The organism is Streptomyces rhizoryzae, assembly GCF_023155275.1.
GTDB classification, from domain to species: domain Bacteria; phylum Actinomycetota; class Actinomycetes; order Streptomycetales; family Streptomycetaceae; genus Streptomyces; species Streptomyces rhizoryzae.
Map to the genome: position 1 here is coordinate 34664 of NZ_JALMUV010000036.1, position 15504 is coordinate 50167.

Sequence of the window (15504 nt, forward strand, 5' to 3'; positions counted from 1 at the left end):
GTGACCGCACTGGAACCGGTGCCGAGAAGGCTGCTCCGCGACAAGGCGTACGACGCGCTGCTGGAGGCGATCGTCTCCGGCGAGCTGCCGCCGGGGATGCGGCTGCACGACGGGGAGCTGGCCGAGCGGCTCGGCCTGTCCCGCGCTCCCGTGCGCCAGGCACTGGCCCGGCTCGCCACCGAGCGGCTGGTGGTCTCCAAACCGCAGAGCTACACCAGGGTCGCGCCGGTCGTGGCCCGGGAGATCCGGGACGCGCTGGCGGTCGTCCAGGCCATGCACGCACTCGCGGTGCGGACCGCCGTCCCGGCGCTGACCGGCGAGCACTTGGCCGCGATGCGGGCGGCGAACGCGGCGTTCGTCCGCGCGCTGGACGCCCAGGACCCGGCCGCCGCGGTCGCCGCCGACGACGCGCTGCACGCCGTCCCGCTGGCGGTGTGCGGCAACGAGGCGCTGGCCGAGACGGTGCGCCGCTACACCCCGCTGCTGCGCCGGCTGGAGCGCCGCCGCTTCTCCAGCACCGCGGCCCGGGCCTCCGCCGCCCGCCACGACGCCCTGATCGACGCCTGCGCGGCGGGCGACACCGCCACCGCGGTGGCGCTGACCGGGGAGATCTGGGGCGGACTGGCCGAGGAGGCCGCGGCGGAGGAGGCGGCCCTGGAGGCCGCGGACGACGCGGACGCCCGCCCCGGGCGGCGGACCCCGAACCCGCGGCCCGCACGCGGCTGACCCGCCCGGCGGGGCCCCTCCCCTCCCGGCGCCACCGGCCCGGAATTCCCCCGGACAACGGCCAACGGGGCGTGATTGCATAACCGTTGACGGTTACACGCACCGTGCGTGACCACGTATCCAGGGGGCCGCCATGCCACGTCCGTTCCGTTTCGGCGTCAATCTGCTCACCCTCGAATCCGGCCCGGCCTGGCGCGCCAAGTGCCGCCGCGCCGAGCAGCTCGGCTACGACGTCCTGCTCGTCCCCGACCACCTCGGGTGGCCGTCGCCGTTCCCCGCGCTGGTGGCCGCGGCGGAGGCGACCGAGCGCCCGCGGATGGGCACCTTCGTGCTCAACGCCGGTTTCTTCAACCCCGCCCTGCTGGCCCGCGACGCGGCCACCACCGACGCGCTCACCGGCGGCCGGCTGGAGCTGGGCCTGGGCACCGGGTACGTCAAGGACGAGCACGACGCGGCCGGGCTGCCGTTCGGGACGCCCGGCGAGCGGGTGGACCACCTGGCGCACACGGTCCGGGAGCTGGACCGGCTGCTCGGCGATCCCGAGCAGCTGCCCCGGCCGGCGCAGCGGCCCCGCCCGCCGCTGCTGATCGGCGGCAACGGGCCGCGGCTGCTGCGGCTGGCCGCCCGGTACGCGGAGATCGTGGCGTTCACCGGCGGGCGGCAGGCGCCGGGCAAGCCGGAGGGCACGCTGGAGCTGCTGCCCGCAACGGAGGTGGCGGCGTCGGTGGCCGCGTACCGCACGTACGCCGCGGACCGCGCGGAGCCGGCCGAGCTGAACATCCTGGTGCAGCGGGTGCTGGTGACCGGCGACCGGCGGGCGGCGGCCCGGGAGTTCGCGGGCCACGGCGTCGGGGTGGACGAGGACCAGGCGCTGGAGGTGCCGACGCTGCTGATCGGCACACCGGCGCAGATGGCCGAGCAGCTGCGGGAGCGCCGGGAGCAGTACGGCTTCTCGTACATCACGGTGCTGGACACCTGCCTGGAGGAGTTCGCGCCGGTGATCGAGGAGCTGAAGGGGAGCTGAGGGGAAGCTGCACGGGAGCCGGGGCGGCGGGCAGGGTCGACAGGGAGCGGCGGCCGGTGGTGGGATCCGGCCATGAGTGATCTTCAGATTCGGGCCGCGGTACCGGCCGACCTCGACACCGTGCTGGCCTTCTGGAAGGTGGCCGCCGAGGGCACCAGCATCAGCGACGACACCGACGGGGTGGCCCGCCTGGTGGCGCGCGATCCGGAGGCGCTGCTGCTGGCCGAGCGGGACGGGGAGCTGGTGGGCACCGTGATCGCCGGGTTCGACGGTTGGCGCTGCCACCTGTACCGGCTGGCCGTCCACCCGGACCACCGGCGGCGCGGGATCGGCGGGGCGCTGCTGGCGGCGGCCGAGGAGCGGTTCGCCGCGCTCGGCGGCCGGCGCGCGGACGCGATGGTGCTGGACCGCAACGCGCTCGCGCAGCACGCGTGGCGGGCGGCCGGCTACGCGCCCGAGCCGCAGTGGAGCCGCTGGGTCAAGCCGCTCACCGGCTGACGCGCCCGCCGGCCGCGGAAGAGCCCGTCCCGTTTCCGGGGCGGGCTCTTCCGCGCACGGGGGCGGGTGGGGCGCACCACACCGGGGCACTTTGCCGTGCCTTTACCATGGAGGGTCCGGGTATACGGTCCGGGACCCATTTCGACGGAAAGGTGTGTGAGCGTCCGGCCATGGCCGAGCCTCCCAGTTGTCATACGTCCCCGCGACGGGGCGCGAACCTCCGCGACGTGTCCGATCATGGAACGGAGGTGACCCGATGACCGACCTGCTCCTGCTGGCCGTGGCGCTCCTGCTGACCCTGGCCTGCGGTGTCTTCGTCGCGGCGGAGTTCTCGCTGACGACCGTGGAGCGCAGCGACCTCGAACGCGCCGTCGCGCGCGGCGAGCGGGGCGCGGACAGCGCCCTGACGGCGGTGCGGGGACTGACCTTCCAGCTCTCCGGCGCCCAGCTCGGCATCACCGTGACGGGCCTGCTCATCGGCATGCTCGCCAAACCGGCCATCGCCACCCTGCTGGCCGGGCCGCTGACCGCGGTCGGGCTGTCCGGGTCGGCCGCGGACTCGGTGGCGCTGGTCCTGGGGACCGCGGTGTCCACCGTGGTCCTGATGGTCCTCGGCGAGCTGGTGCCCAAGAACTGGGCCATCTCCAGCCCGCTGGCCGTCGCCAAGCGGGTGGCCGGCCCGCAGCGCGTGTTCAGCGCCGCCTTCCGGCCGCTGATCCGCCATCTGAACAACACCGCCAACCGCACGGTCCGCCGGCTGGGCCTGGAGCCCGCCGAGGAGCTGGCGTCGGCGCGCGGCCCCCAGGAACTGGTCGCGCTGGCCCGGCACTCCGCCCGGGAGGGCGCGCTGGAGGCGGACACCGCCGAGCTGTTCGTCCGCACCCTCAGCCTCGCCGACCTGACCGCGGAGAACGTGATGACCCCGCGGGTGCAGGTGATCGCCCTGGAGGTGCAGTCCACCGCCGAGGACGTGGCCAACGCCACCCGGGCCACCGGTCTGTCCCGCTTCCCCGTCTACCGCGGCACCCTCGACAGCGTCGTCGGCGTCGCGCACATCAAGGACGTCCTGGCCGTCCCGGCCGAGCTGCGCCCCCGCCACCCGGTCTCCGAGCTGCTGCGGGAACCGCTCCTGGTGCCCGAGACGCTGACCGTGGACCGGCTGCTGGACCGGCTGTCCGGCCGGCGGACGATGGCCGTGGTGATCGACGAGTACGGCGGTACGGCCGGGGTGGCCACGCTGGAGGACATCGTCGAGGAGGTGGTCGGCGAGGTCCGCGACGAGCACGACCCGCTGGAGTACCCGGACCTGGCCCCGGCCGGCCGGGACGGCGACGGGCGGGCGCTCTACCAGGCCGACGGCGCCGCCCGGGCCGACCAGCTGGAGCGGATCGGCCTGCGGCTGCCGGAGGGCCCGTACGAGACGCTGGCCGGGCTGATCGCCACCGAGCTGGGCCGCATCCCGCGGCGCGGCGACGCCCTGGAGGTCGCCGGCTGGTCGGTGGACGTGCTGGACGCGTCCGGCCACCGGGCGGCGCGGGTGCTGCTGCACGCGCCGCCGGCCGGCACCGCCGAGGCCGAGGAGGCCCGGCGATGACCGCGCTCCAGTTGTTGGTGGGCCTGCTGACCCTGGTCGTCAACGCCTTCTTCGTGGGCGCCGAGTTCGCGCTGATCTCGGTGCGGCGCAGCCAGATCGAGCCGTACGCGGAGGCCGGGGACCGCCGGGCCGGCCGGGTGCTGTGGGGGCTCCAGCACGTCTCGGCGCTGCTGGCGGCGGCCCAGCTGGGCATCACGCTGTGCACGCTGGTGCTGGGCGCGGTCGCCGAACCGGCCATCGCGCACCTGCTCTCCCCGGTGTTCGACGCGGTGGGGCTGCCGGACGCGCTGATCCACCCGGTGTCGTTCGTGATCGCGCTGGCGGCGGCGACCTATCTGCACATGCTCTTCGGCGAGATGGTGCCGAAGAACGTGGCGCTGGCCGAGCCGGTGCGCAGCGCGCTGCTGCTGGGGCCGCCGCTGGTGGCGCTGACCCGCGCCCTGCGCCCGGTGATCTTCGCGGTGAACGCGCTGGCCAACGGGGTGCTGCGGCTGCTGCGGGTGGAGACCAGGGACGAGGTCGCGGCGACCTTCTCGGACGCCCAGCTGGCCCAGATGGTCGAGGACTCGCGGGCCGCCGGGCTGCTCGACGAGCGGGCCCAGGAGCGGCTGCGGGACGCCCTGGAGCTGGGCCGCCGCCCGGTGCGGGACGTGGTGCTCCCGGTGGGCGAGGTGGTCTCCGCGCGGATGGGGATCACCGCCGAGGAGCTGGAGGAGCTGGCCGCCCGGTCGGGGTTCTCCCGCTTCCCGGTCGTCGACGACACCCGCCGGATCCTGGGCTACCTGCACGTCAAGGACGCGTTGGACGCCGCCCGGCGGAGCACGCCGTTCCCGGTGTCGGCGCTCCGCCCGATCGCCCGGGTGCGGGCGGCGACGCCGCTGGACGACGTGCTGACCGCGATGCGCGGATCGCGCACGCACCTGGCCGCCGTGATCGGTGACGACGGGCGGCTGGCCGGGCTGGTGACCATGGAGGACGTCCTGCGGGAGCTGGTGCTCCAGCGGCCGGCCGGCTGATCCGGCGCCCGCCGCGGCCCGGCGGCGGGCGGATCCGACCCCCGGAAAAACGCTCACTGACCGATCGGTTAGATTGCTAACCGATCGGTCAGTCGCGTGCGGAACCGCCGCGGCGGCCCGGTCACGCATCCGTACGCGTACGCGACGAGGGGGCACACATGGACCGCACGACATGCTGCGTGGTGGGCGGCGGCCCGGCCGGCATGATGCTCGGACTGCTGCTGGCCAGGGCCGGGATCGAGGTGACCGTCCTGGAGAAGCACGGCGACTTCCTGCGCGACTTCCGCGGCGACACCGTCCACCCCTCCACCCTGAACCTCCTGGACGACCTCGGGCTCGGCGCGGAGTTCGCCCGGCTGCCGTTCCGGAAACTGGAGGAGATGCGGATCCAGGTCGGCGGCACGACCGTGGTGATGGCCGACATGCGGCGCATCCCCGGCCGGCACAAGTACTTCGCGATGGTCCCGCAGTGGGACTTCCTCAACCTGCTGGCCGGCGCCGCCGCGCGGGAGCCCTCCTTCACCCTGCGGATGCGCACCCGGGCCACCGGACTGCGCACCGGCGGCGGCCGGGTGACCGGGGTCCGCTACACCGACGAGCACGGCGCGCCCGGGGAACTGGCCGCGGACCTGGTCGTGGCCTGCGACGGCCGGGACTCGGCGATCCGGGCCGCCGCCGGACTGCGGCAGCGGTACACCGACGTGCCGATGGACGTCTGGCAGATCCGGGTGGACGCGCCGGCCGACGCCCTCAAGGGGGGCCGGGTCTTCGGCCGGTTCGGCGGCGGCCAGGCCGCGGTCACCATGGACCGCGGCACCTACTTCCAGACCTCGTACCTGATCGGCAAGGGGCAGGACGCCGCGCTGCGCCGGCACGACATCCAGTGGCTGCGCGACCGGCTCGGCACGCTGTTCGGCTGGGACGCCGCCGTGACCGGCACCATCGCCTCCTGGGACGAGGTCAAGCTGCTGGAGGTGACGTTCGGGCGGCTGCCGCGCTGGCACCGGCCCGGTCTGCTGTGCCTGGGGGACGCCGCGCACACCATGTCGCCGGTCGGCGGCGTCGGCGTCAACCTCGCGCTCCAGGACGCGGTGGCCGCGGCCCGGATCCTGGCCGGCCCGCTGCGCCGCACCGCGGTCACCGGCGCGGACCTGGCCCGGGTGCAGCGGCGCCGGGAGTGGCCGATGGCGGTGGTGCAGGCGTCGCAGCGCGGCGAGCACGAGATGATCCGGTCCGCGCTCGACGGCACGCTGCACGGCGACCGGCTGCCGGTCCCGATGCGGCTGCTGCGGCGGGTGCCCCCGCTGCGGACCGTCACCGGCTACCTCGGCGGCATCGGCATCCGGCCCGAGCCGACCCCGGACTTCGCCCGGGTCAGTCCCGGGGCGCGACGGCGTTGAGGGTGAAGGTCTCCAGCTCCGCGGCGGCGGCGTCGAGGTCGAGGTCCGGGTGGACGAGCCAGTGGCCGATCACCCCGTCGATCGCGCCGCCGATCGCCAGCGCCACCGTGCGGGTGTCGAACTCCCGCAGCACGCCCGCCCGCTGCCCGTCCGCCAGCAGGGCGGCCAGCGACTGCCAGCGGTCGTGGGTGTCGTGCGAGCCGGGGTTCTTCAGGCGGGTCCCGCCGCCGTCGTCGAGCAGCATCTCGGTGATCACGCGGACGTGGCGGCGGTTGTCCCGCTGGTAGCCGATCATCGCGCGGACGTAGGCGAGGAGCGCGGCCAGCGGGTCCGGGGCGCGCTCCACCCGCTCGCGGACGTAAGCGGAGAACTCCGCCATCACCTGGGTCAGCGCGGCACGGGTGAGGTTGTCCTTCGAGGTGAAGTGGTAGAGCACCGCGGCCTTGGAGACCCCGGCGCGCTCGGCGATCGCGGACAGCGAGGTGGCCGGGTAGCCGCGGGTGGAGATCAGGTCGATGGTGCACTCGATCAACTGCCGGCGCCGGGCCCGTTCGGTGAACGTCGCCGCCTCGGGATCCGTGCTCCGCCGGGGACTCATCCCACGCCCACCTCTGCCTTTCCGTACCTCTCCGCGGCCCGCACTCCGGCCGCAGACGACCGTACACCGCGGGATAGGATCACCGCGCCATGGAGAAGATTGTGCGGTACACCAGTTTCGTCGCGGTGGGTGACAGCTTCACCGAGGGGATGGCGGACGGCCTCCCGGACGGCTCGTACCGGGGCTGGGCGGATCTGCTCGCCGCCCGCCTCGCGGCCCTCCCCCGCCCGCCGGCCGGGCAGCCCGCCGGGCCCGGCTTCCGGTACGCCAATCTCGCGGTGCGCGGCAAGCTCATCGACCAGATCGCCGACGAGCAGTGCGGGCCGGCCGCCGCGATGGGCGCGGACCTGGTGACGCTGGTCGGCGGGCTCAACGACGTGCTGCGCCCGAACTGCGACGTGGAGCGGGTGTGCGCCCGGCTGGCGGACTGCGCCGAGCTGCTGGCGCGCGGCGGCGGGCAGCTGGTGCTGATGCGCAGCCCCGGCCGCCGCGGGCCGGTGCTGGAGCGCTTCCGGCCCCGGATGGAGCGGCTGTTCGCCCGGATCGACGACCTGGCCGCCCGGCACGGCGCCGTGGTGGTGGACCTCTACTCCTCCGCGGCGCTGGCCGACCCCCGGATGTGGGCCGACGACCGGCTGCACCTGAACGCCGAGGGGCACCGCCGGGTCGCCGAGGCGGTCTGGCAGGCGCTGGGCCTGCCCGCGGAGTCCGACTGGAACGCGCCGCTGCCGCCGGCCGCCCCACCCCGCTGGGCCGCCCGCCGCGCCGCCGATCTGCGGTTCGCCCGGGAGCACCTCCTCCCCTGGATCGGCCGCCGGCTGACCGGCCGCTCCTCCGGCGACGGCCGCACCGGCGCCCACGTCCACCCCGAGCTGGGCGCCCCCTTCTGGATGACCCCGGCCGAGCACACCGCACCCGGCCCGGTCACGGGCTGGCGCGCGCTGGCCCCCTGAGCCGGCGCGCGACCCCTGCCCCTGCCCCGTTTCCCTCACTCCTCGCCCCGTGACCGGCGCCGCGGCAGCCGCAGGGTGAGCAGTTTCGCGCGGGGGGCGAGCCGCCGGGCCATCGCGAACACCGAGTCGGTACGCGACCGGTCGGCGTCCAGCACCGTGAAGAGGTTGACGCCGAGGTAGAAGGTGATCGCCGCGTTCGCCAGGTCGCGGGGCGGGGTCAGGCGGGCCAGCGGGGTGCCGCCGATCACGCGGTCGAGGGTCGCCTCGATGAAGCCGAGCCAGGGTTCGGCCCGCTCCGACAGCGGCTCCCGGAGCTCGGGCTTGGCCACCGCGGCGGCCACCAGCTCCGAGAAGAGCGTGATGTGGCCGCCGTCGAGGTCGTCGCGGTAGATGCGGGTGGCGGCGTCGGCCAGTTCCTCCAGCGTGCGGACGCCGGCGACGGTGGCGCTGTGCCGCGCCATCCGCTCCGCCGACGACCGGTCCAGCGCCGCCAGCAGCAGCGGGTCGACGCCGCCGAAGTGGTAGAAGACCAGCGCGGAGTTGACCCCCGCCGCCTTGGCGATCGTCCGGGCGCTGGTGCCGGCGTAGCCCTGCTCCTTCAGGACCGCCGTGGCCGCCTCGATCAGCCGGTCCTTGGTGTCCGCGGCACCGCCGGCCCCCCGCTGCCGCTTCCCACCTCCGGAATCCTTCGTTCCGTCAGGGCCCTTGCCCGCACCGCGCTCCGCCGTCATCGACCGTCCTCTCGCTGAACCTTCATCATACGGTTTAATCAAGTGGTTAAATCGCTCGATGAAACACCGGGGAGCCCGGTGGCGGCCGCACCGACGGCGGACGACGGAAGACAGGGGTGGGGACGATGGACGGAACACCGGAACGCCGGGCCATGACACGGGCGCGCCGGCAACTGGTCTGCGTACTGGCGGCGCTCTTCACCGCGATGCTGGTCTACAAGGTGCTGCACGCCGGCCACCTCCAGCAGACCGCGCTGTTCTACGTGGGCCTGCCCGCGTTCATCGCCCTCGCGGTGGCCGTCGGCGCCCGGCCCAGGAGCGCCACCGGCACCGCCCTGGCCGCCGTGACCATCGGCCTCGCCCTGGCCGGGCCGCTGCTCGACGAGGGCGTGGTCTGCCTGGTCATGGCGGCGCCGCTGTTCTACCTCCTGGCCGTGGCGATCGCCGCGCCGGTGGACTGGGCGTCCCGCCGGCGGCGCCGGGGCCGCGGCGGGCGGGCGCACGCCTTCGCGACCGTGCCGCTGATCGCGGTCCTCGCCCTGGAGGGCAGCGGCGCGTACGACCTGCCGCGGGAGGGCACCGCGTCGGTGACCCGGACCGTCGCGCTGAGCACCGGGCAGTTCGCGCAGGCCCTCGCCGCACCGCCGCGCTTCGCCGCGCCCCGGCCGGTGTTCCTGAAGATCCCCTTCCCCCGCCCGCAGCGCTCCGAGGGCGCGGGCCTGGCCGTCGGCGCCCACCGGCAGGTCACCTTCAACCCGCACCGGTCCCTGGGCATCGGGTCGCACCCCACCCCGCGCGGGATGCGCCTGGTGGTCACCGCGCACACCCCCGGCCGGGTCGTCTTCACCGTCGCCCGGGACACCACGCTGGCCCGCTGGCTCGACCTCCGGTCGGCCGAGGTGACCTGGCGGTCCGCCGCCCCGGGCCGCACCGAGGTCACCTGGACCCTGCGCTACCGGCGCACCTTCGACCCCGGCTGGTACTTCGGCCCGCTCCAGCAGTACGGCATGGAGCAGGCGGCGGCCTACCTCGCCGACACCTTCACCCACCCCGCCGCGGCGACCGCCGGCCCGGACGCCCGGTGACCGCCGTCCCCGGTGGCGACCCCGCGCTGATCCGCGCCGTATGCCTCTTCGGCCCGCTCCTGGCCACCGGTGCCGCGGCGCTCCGGCGGCCCCCGGACCGGCGCACGCTCGCCGCCGCGCTCCTGGCGGCCTCCTGGAACGCGGTCTGGCTGCCCGCCGTGAACCTCCTCGCCCTCGCCCGCGGCTGGTGGACCTTCCACGCCGACGGCGGCACCGCCGCCGGGCTCCCGGTGGACCTGCTGCTGGGCTGGGTGCTGCTGTGGGGCGCGCTGCCCGTCCTGGCCGGCGCGGACCGGATCGGGCTGCCGCTGCTCGCCGCGGCGCTGGCGTGGTGCGATCTGGCGGCCATGCCGCTGGCCGCCCCGGTCGTCCGGCTCGGCGGCGGCTGGCTCGCCGGGGAGGCGGCCGCGGTGGCGCTGGCGCTCGTCCCCGGGCTGCTGCTCGCCCGCTGGACGGTGCGCGGCCGCCGCCTGGCCCTGCGCGCGGGCGCCCAACTGCTGCTCAGCGGTGCGCTGATGCTCGCCCTGCCGCTCGCGCTGGTCCGGCCCGCGCTGCCCGGCGGCCGGGTCGGCTGGACCGTCACCGCCCAGCTCCTGGCCGTACCGCTGCTCCTCGGGGCGGTCGCCGTCCGGGAGTTCGTCCAGCGCGGCGGCGGCACCCCGCTGCCCTACGACCCGCCGCGCCGGCTCGTCACCAGCGGCCCGTACGCCTACGTCCGCAACCCCATGCAGCTCTCGCTCGTCCTCTCCCACCTCCTTCTGGGAGTGCTGGCGCGGGACGTGCGGCTGCTCGCGGCGGCCGCCACGGCGTTCGCGTACGGCGCCGGGCTCGCCGCCTGGCACGAGGGCGGCCGGATGCGGGCGAGCCACGGGGCGCCCTGGACCGCCTACCGGGCCGCCGTGCCCGCCTGGCTGCCCCGGTTCCGGCCCTGGAGCGGCAGCGCCGGGGCCCGGCTGTACGTCGCGGAGAGCTGCGGGCCGTGCAGCCGGTTCGGGCGCTGGGTGGCGCGGCGGCGGCCGGTGGCGCTGGTCCTCGTCCCGGCCGAGCGGCACCCCCGGCCGCTGCGCCGGATGACCTACGAGACCGACGACGGCGCCGTCCGGGCCGAGGGCGTCGCCGCGCTCGGCCGGCTGCTCGGCCACCTGCACCTGGGCTGGGCGGTACTGGGCTGGCTGCTGGCGATCCCGGGCCTGCGGTGGTTCGTCCAGCTCTGCACCGACGCCCTCGGGGCGGGCCCGCGCGACCTCCCGCAACGGGCGCACCCGGCCTCCGGAGGCTGGGCGCCCGCGTCCGGAGTGCTGTCCCCCGCGCGTCGCCGGGCGGAGAGGCGGCCCGGGCGGCGGGCCGCTGGCGGCCCGGAAGGTGCGCGCTACGCTCGTTCTGTAGGGGTACGTCCCGATCGTGCGGAGGCGGGCATGAGCCAGTACGACGAGTACACGACCCCGTCCCAGGCCGAGGGCGAGCGGCTGGACGAGGACCGGGATCCGGCCGAGCAGCGGCACCCCGAGACGATGCGCACCCAGCCGTCCCAGGCGGAGGGCGAGCGGCTGCCGGAGGACGACGAGGGGAACGCCGCCCCGCGGAAGACCTGATTCCACCGGGGCCCGGCGCCCCGCCGGCCGCCCGGGGCCCGGCATTCCGCCTGGAGGAACCCACAACCAGGACCGGGGCGCTGGCCTGCGCAAACCGCCAGTAGACTCTGACCACGTGACTGCTGTGTCTGCGAAGCCTCGCATCCCCAATGTCCTGGCCGGCCGCTACGCCTCCGCGGAGCTGGCCGTGCTGTGGTCCCCCGAGTACAAGGTCAAGCTGGAGCGGAAGCTGTGGCTGGCGGTGCTGCGCGCCCAGAAGGACCTGGGGGTGGAGGTCCCCGAGCAGGCGCTCGCCGACTACGAGCGGGTGCTGGAGACCGTCGACCTGGCGTCGATCGCCGAGCGCGAGAAGGTCACCCGGCACGACGTCAAGGCGCGGATCGAGGAGTTCAACGCGCTGGCCGGGCACGAGCAGATCCACAAGGGCATGACCTCCCGCGATCTGACCGAGAACGTCGAGCAGCTCCAGGTGCGGCTGTCGCTGGAACTGGTGCGGGACCGCACGGTCGCGGTGCTGGCCCGCCTCGGTTCGCTGGCCGCCCAGCACTCCGAGCTGGTCATGGCCGGCCGCTCCCACAACGTCGCCGCCCAGGCCACCACCCTGGGCAAGCGCTTCGCGACCGCCGCCGACGAACTGCTGGTCGCCTTCGCGCGGGTCGAGGAGCTGCTCTCGCGCTACCCGCTGCGCGGGATCAAGGGCCCGGTCGGCACCGCCCAGGACATGCTCGACCTGCTCGGCGGGGACGCGGCCAAGCTCACCGAGCTGGAGCAGCGGGTCGCCGCACACCTCGGCTTCGGCCAGGCGTTCACCTCCGTCGGCCAGGTCTACCCGCGGTCGCTGGACTACGAGGTGGTCACCGCGCTGGTGCAGCTGGCGGCCGCGCCGTCGTCGCTGGCCAAGACGATCCGGCTGATGGCCGGGCACGAGCTGGTCACCGAGGGCTTCAAGCCCGGCCAGGTCGGCTCCTCGGCGATGCCGCACAAGATGAACACCCGCTCCTGCGAGCGCGTCAACGGCCTGATGGTCATCCTGCGCGGTTACGCCTCGATGGCCGGTGAGCTGGCCGGCGACCAGTGGAACGAGGGCGATGTGTCGTGCTCGGTGGTCCGCCGGGTCGCGCTGCCGGACTCCTTCTTCGCGCTGGACGGCCTGCTGGAGACCTTCCTGACGGTGCTCGACGAGTTCGGCGCGTTCCCCGCCGTGGTCGCCCGCGAGCTGGACCGCTACCTGCCGTTCCTGGCCACCACCAAGGTGCTGATGGGCGCCGTCCGCGCCGGCGTGGGCCGCGAGGAGGCGCACGAGGCCATCAAGGAGAACGCGGTCGCCTCGGCGCTGGCCATGCGGGAGCAGGGCGTGGACCGCAACGAGCTGCTGGACAAGCTCGCCGCGGACTCCCGGATCCCGCTGGACGCGGCGCAGCTGGCGACCCTGATGGCGGACAAGCTGTCCTTCACCGGCGCGGCCGGCGACCAGGTGGCCGCGGTGGTCGCCCGCATCGAGGAGATCGCCGCGCGGCATCCGGAGGCCGCCGCCTACGCCCCCGGCGCGATCCTCTAGAGCCGGAACCGGTATGCGCTTCACCCCTGAGGAACTGGAGGCCGCCCGCGACCGCGTCGTCCCCGACGTCATCGCGGGCGGGCTGCGGGTGCTGTTCTGCGGCATCAACCCCGGGCTGATGTCGGCGGCCACCGGGCACCACTTCGCCCGCCCCGGCAACCGCTTCTGGCCCGTGCTGCACGCCGCCGGCTTCACCCCCCGGCGCTTCCGCCCCGCCGAGCAGGCCGAACTCCTCGACCACGGGCTGGGCATCACCAACGTCGTGGCCCGGCCGACCGCCCGGGCCGACGAGCTGACCGCGGAGGAGTTCCGCGAGGGCGGGCGGATACTGGCCGAGAAGGTGGCGCGGCTGCGGCCGCGCTGGCTCGCGGTCGCCGGCGTCACCGCCTACCGCGTCGCGTTCGGCGACAAGCACGCCGCGATCGGCCCCCAGGAACGCGCCCTGGGCGGCACCCGCATCTGGGCCCTGCCCAACCCCAGCGGGCTGAACGCCCATTGGTCGCTCACCACGATGGCCGAGGAGTACGGGCGGCTGCGGACGGCGGCCTTCGCGGAGGACGGAGGTCCGTCCGGCGGGGCCTGATCACCTACGGGGCGGATATCCGGCCGCCGGGCGGCGCCGCCGCCACGGCCGCCACCACCTGGCACGGCCGGTCCGTACCGCCCGGGTCCGCGCCGGCCCGGTCCGCGCCGAGGGCGATCCACCGGCCGGTGCCGTCCCGCCAGGCGTACACCCGCGGCGCCAGCGCGCTCAGCACGTCCAGCGGCGGCGCCACCGGCAGGCCCATCGCGCCGCGCTCCAGCGCCTCCGCGAGGTCGTGGACGACCGGCTCGCCCCACCGCACGGACAGCAGGGCGGCCAGCGCGGCCAGTTGCGCCACGCACTCCTCGCGGGCCGCCGCGACGTCCGCCGGGTCGGCGTCCCACAGCGCCCCGCTCGTCCACACCGGGGCGACGTGGAAGCCGGGTCCGCTCTCGCCGTCCGCCGTCCGCTCCCGCCGGGCCGGGAAGCCCCGGGCGCGTAACGCGTCGAGCGCGGCGAGAGCGGCGGGCGGCCCACCGCGCGGCCCGGGCAGCGCCGGGGCCGGACGCGGCGGGGGCGTCCTCCCGCCCGGCCGCGGGCCGGAGCCGGACGCCGGGGCGGGAACGGCTGCGGAGCGGGGTGCAGATGCGGATGCCGCTCCGGCTTCGGACGCCGCTTCGGCTGCGGATCCCGTTCCGGATCCGGGCTGGGGTTCGGGTTTCGTCGTCATACCGTCAGTAAACCGCCGGGGTCTGACACTTGGCCGTCCGCACCCGCCTGCCGGCCGGCCGTACGGTCGGCGCCGGCCGCCGCGGGGCCCGCCGCCCGGTCCGCCGCGCACCCCGCACGGGGCTCGCCGCACACCCGCTGACCGGCTACGATCCGCCAGACAGGCGAGGCGAGGAGACGGACGTTGGGTCGGCTCACCGGCGGGGACCCCTCCCTGCTGCGACGGATCAACTCCGCGGTGGTGCTGCACGCGCTGCGCGCCGCGGACTCCCCCACGCTCACCGATCTCGTCCAGGTGACCGGTCTGTCCCGGCCGACGGTCGAGGGCGTGATCGAGGGGCTCGTCGAGACCGGGCTGGTGGCCGAGGCGGCCGCCGAGGAGGGCGAGACCCGGCGCCAGGGGCGGCCGGCCCGCCGGTTCCGCTTCCGCACCGAGGCCGGGCACCTGCTGGGCATCGAGATCGGCCCGCACCGGGTCGCGGCGCTGCTCTCCGACCTCAGCGGCCAGGTGCTGGACGCGGCGCAGCGCACCGTGGCGGAGACCGCGCCGGCCGACGAACGGCTGGACCGGGTACGGGCGTTGGTGGGCGATCTGCTGCGCCGCGCGGGGGTGGCCCGCGGTTCGCTGCGCGCGGTCGGGGTGGCCGGCCCGGGCATCGTCGAGGCGGACGGCACCGTGCGGCTGAGCACCGCGCTGCCCGGCTGGACGGGGCTGCCGCTGGGCGAGCGGCTGCGGCGGTCGTTCCGCTGCCCGGTGCTGGTGGAGAACGACGCCAACGCCGCGGCGGTGGCCGAGCACTGGCAGGGCGCGGCGACCGGTTCCGGCGATGTGGTGTTCGTCCTCGCGGGCCTGAGTCCGGGGGCCGGGGCGCTGATCGGGGGGCGGCTGCACCGCGGGTTCGGGGGCGCGGCGGGCGAGATCGGGGCGCTGCACCTGCTGGGCCGGGAGGCGACCCCGGAGACGCTGCTGTCGACGACCGGGGAACCGCTGCACCCGCTGGACGAGGCGCAGGTCGCGGCGGTGTTCGCGGCGGCCCGGGACGGGGACGGGCAGGCGCGGGAGGCGGTGGACCGCTTCATCCGGCGGCTGGTGCACGACGTCGCGGCCCTGGTGCTGGCGCTCGACCCGGAGCTGGTGGTGGTCGGCGGCTGGGCCTCCGGGCTGGCGGGCGTCCTGCCGCCGCTGCGCCGGGAACTGGCGCGCTACTGCCTGCGGCCGCCGGAGGTCGTGCTGTCGGAGCTGGGGGAGGCGGCGATCGCCACCGGGGCGCTGCGACTGGCCCTGGACCACGTGGAGGGCGAACTGTTCGCCGTGGAGGGCACGGTGACGGGGCGGCGGTGAGCGGCCGCGCCGCCGCGGGGGCCGTTGACGAGCACCGCCCGCCTCGGCCCCGCCGCCCCCGCGCCAGGACCTGTCTGATGATTGATCTTGTGGTGGGTCGTGGTGAGCTGGCGGATGTGACGTGGGAGCGGGTAG

15 protein-coding genes are annotated in these 15504 nt (G+C 75.8%); 12 read left to right on the top strand and 3 right to left on the bottom strand.

Going from position 1 to position 15504, the window contains the following annotated elements:
* The 6 genes from MUU72_RS25210 to MUU72_RS25235 all read left to right on the top strand — a co-directional run bounded on the left by MUU72_RS25210 (position 1) and on the right by MUU72_RS25235 (position 6258).
* Positions 1 to 726, top strand: coding sequence for a GntR family transcriptional regulator (locus MUU72_RS25210; protein ID WP_248015682.1), 726 nt, complete (start codon positions 1 to 3; stop codon positions 724 to 726).
* 133 nt (positions 727 to 859) lie between these two features.
* A complete protein-coding gene (locus MUU72_RS25215; RefSeq protein ID WP_248015683.1) occupies positions 860 to 1750 on the top strand; it encodes an LLM class F420-dependent oxidoreductase in 891 nt (296 codons plus the stop codon).
* A gap of 72 nt (positions 1751 to 1822) precedes the next feature.
* Complete coding sequence (locus MUU72_RS25220) at positions 1823 to 2248, top strand: GNAT family N-acetyltransferase (RefSeq protein WP_248015684.1); 426 nt, start codon at positions 1823 to 1825, stop codon at positions 2246 to 2248.
* Between the two features lie 256 nt (positions 2249 to 2504).
* Complete coding sequence (locus MUU72_RS25225) at positions 2505 to 3842, top strand: hemolysin family protein (protein WP_248015685.1); 1338 nt, start codon at positions 2505 to 2507, stop codon at positions 3840 to 3842.
* Positions 3839 to 4858, top strand: coding sequence for a hemolysin family protein (locus MUU72_RS25230; RefSeq protein WP_248015686.1), 1020 nt, complete (start codon positions 3839 to 3841; stop codon positions 4856 to 4858). Before MUU72_RS25225 ends, MUU72_RS25230 begins: the two co-directional genes overlap by 4 nt.
* A 158-nt stretch (positions 4859 to 5016) precedes the next feature.
* Complete coding sequence (locus MUU72_RS25235; RefSeq protein WP_248015687.1) at positions 5017 to 6258, top strand: FAD-dependent oxidoreductase; 1242 nt, start codon at positions 5017 to 5019, stop codon at positions 6256 to 6258.
* Here the strand turns inward: MUU72_RS25235 and MUU72_RS25240 are convergent.
* Entirely contained in the window at positions 6233 to 6856 is a 624-nt protein-coding gene (locus MUU72_RS25240) for a TetR/AcrR family transcriptional regulator (protein ID WP_248015688.1), read from the bottom strand. The two genes, MUU72_RS25235 and MUU72_RS25240, sit on opposite strands and share 26 nt — an antisense overlap.
* 89 nt (positions 6857 to 6945) lie before the next feature.
* Here MUU72_RS25240 and MUU72_RS25245 point away from each other — a divergent pair, with 89 nt between their 5' ends.
* Positions 6946 to 7809 (top strand): SGNH/GDSL hydrolase family protein, encoded by an 864-nt coding sequence (locus MUU72_RS25245; protein ID WP_248015689.1) that lies wholly within the window; start codon positions 6946 to 6948, stop codon positions 7807 to 7809.
* 35 nt (positions 7810 to 7844) lie between these two features.
* Here MUU72_RS25245 and MUU72_RS25250 read toward each other — a convergent pair whose 3' ends face one another.
* The gene (locus MUU72_RS25250; protein ID WP_248015690.1) at positions 7845 to 8540 is read right to left on the bottom strand and encodes a TetR/AcrR family transcriptional regulator; all 696 of its coding nucleotides are present in this window, start codon (positions 8538 to 8540) and stop codon (positions 7845 to 7847) included.
* 125 nt (positions 8541 to 8665) lie between these two features.
* Here MUU72_RS25250 and MUU72_RS25255 point away from each other — a divergent pair, with 125 nt between their 5' ends.
* The 4 genes from MUU72_RS25255 (at position 8666) to mug (ending at position 13358) form a co-directional block, all read left to right on the top strand.
* The gene (locus MUU72_RS25255) at positions 8666 to 9625 is read left to right on the top strand and encodes a hypothetical protein (RefSeq protein WP_248015691.1); all 960 of its coding nucleotides are present in this window, start codon (positions 8666 to 8668) and stop codon (positions 9623 to 9625) included.
* Positions 9622 to 11217 carry a methyltransferase family protein gene (locus MUU72_RS25260; RefSeq protein ID WP_248015692.1) on the top strand — a complete coding sequence of 532 codons (1596 nt, stop codon included), beginning with the start codon at positions 9622 to 9624 and terminating at the stop codon, positions 11215 to 11217. Before MUU72_RS25255 ends, MUU72_RS25260 begins: the two co-directional genes overlap by 4 nt.
* A 124-nt stretch (positions 11218 to 11341) precedes the next feature.
* Entirely contained in the window at positions 11342 to 12775 is a 1434-nt protein-coding gene (purB, locus tag MUU72_RS25265; protein ID WP_248015721.1) for an adenylosuccinate lyase, read from the top strand.
* Positions 12776 to 12788: 13 nt separating this feature from the next.
* A complete protein-coding gene (gene mug, locus MUU72_RS25270; RefSeq protein ID WP_248015693.1) occupies positions 12789 to 13358 on the top strand; it encodes a G/U mismatch-specific DNA glycosylase in 570 nt (189 codons plus the stop codon).
* A gap of 4 nt (positions 13359 to 13362) precedes the next feature.
* On the opposite strand, the gene MUU72_RS25275 is transcribed toward mug, so the two are convergent.
* The gene (locus MUU72_RS25275) at positions 13363 to 13722 is read right to left on the bottom strand and encodes a hypothetical protein (RefSeq protein WP_248015694.1); all 360 of its coding nucleotides are present in this window, start codon (positions 13720 to 13722) and stop codon (positions 13363 to 13365) included.
* Positions 13723 to 14211: 489 nt separating this feature from the next.
* Between MUU72_RS25275 and MUU72_RS25280 the strand changes: the two genes are divergently transcribed.
* Positions 14212 to 15369 (top strand): ROK family transcriptional regulator, encoded by a 1158-nt coding sequence (locus tag MUU72_RS25280; RefSeq protein ID WP_248015695.1) that lies wholly within the window; start codon positions 14212 to 14214, stop codon positions 15367 to 15369.
* The last annotated feature ends 135 nt before the right edge of the window (positions 15370 to 15504 follow it).

Bases quoted from the DNA above. Each gene is read 5' to 3' on its own strand.
- mug (WP_248015693.1), top strand. From the start codon at position 12,789: ATGCGCTTCACCCCTGAGGAACTGGAGGCCGCCCGCGACCGCGTCGTC.
- MUU72_RS25250 (WP_248015690.1), bottom strand. From the start codon at position 8,540: ATGACGGCGGAGCGCGGTGCGGGCAAGGGCCCTGACGGAACGAAGGAT.
- MUU72_RS25225 (WP_248015685.1), top strand. From the start codon at position 2,505: ATGACCGACCTGCTCCTGCTGGCCGTGGCGCTCCTGCTGACCCTGGCC.
- MUU72_RS25220 (WP_248015684.1), top strand. From the start codon at position 1,823: ATGAGTGATCTTCAGATTCGGGCCGCGGTACCGGCCGACCTCGACACC.
- MUU72_RS25215 (WP_248015683.1), top strand. From the start codon at position 860: ATGCCACGTCCGTTCCGTTTCGGCGTCAATCTGCTCACCCTCGAATCC.
- MUU72_RS25245 (WP_248015689.1), top strand. From the start codon at position 6,946: ATGGAGAAGATTGTGCGGTACACCAGTTTCGTCGCGGTGGGTGACAGC.
- MUU72_RS25235 (WP_248015687.1), top strand. From the start codon at position 5,017: ATGGACCGCACGACATGCTGCGTGGTGGGCGGCGGCCCGGCCGGCATG.
- MUU72_RS25230 (WP_248015686.1), top strand. From the start codon at position 3,839: ATGACCGCGCTCCAGTTGTTGGTGGGCCTGCTGACCCTGGTCGTCAAC.
- MUU72_RS25255 (WP_248015691.1), top strand. From the start codon at position 8,666: ATGGACGGAACACCGGAACGCCGGGCCATGACACGGGCGCGCCGGCAA.
- MUU72_RS25240 (WP_248015688.1), bottom strand. From the start codon at position 6,856: ATGAGTCCCCGGCGGAGCACGGATCCCGAGGCGGCGACGTTCACCGAA.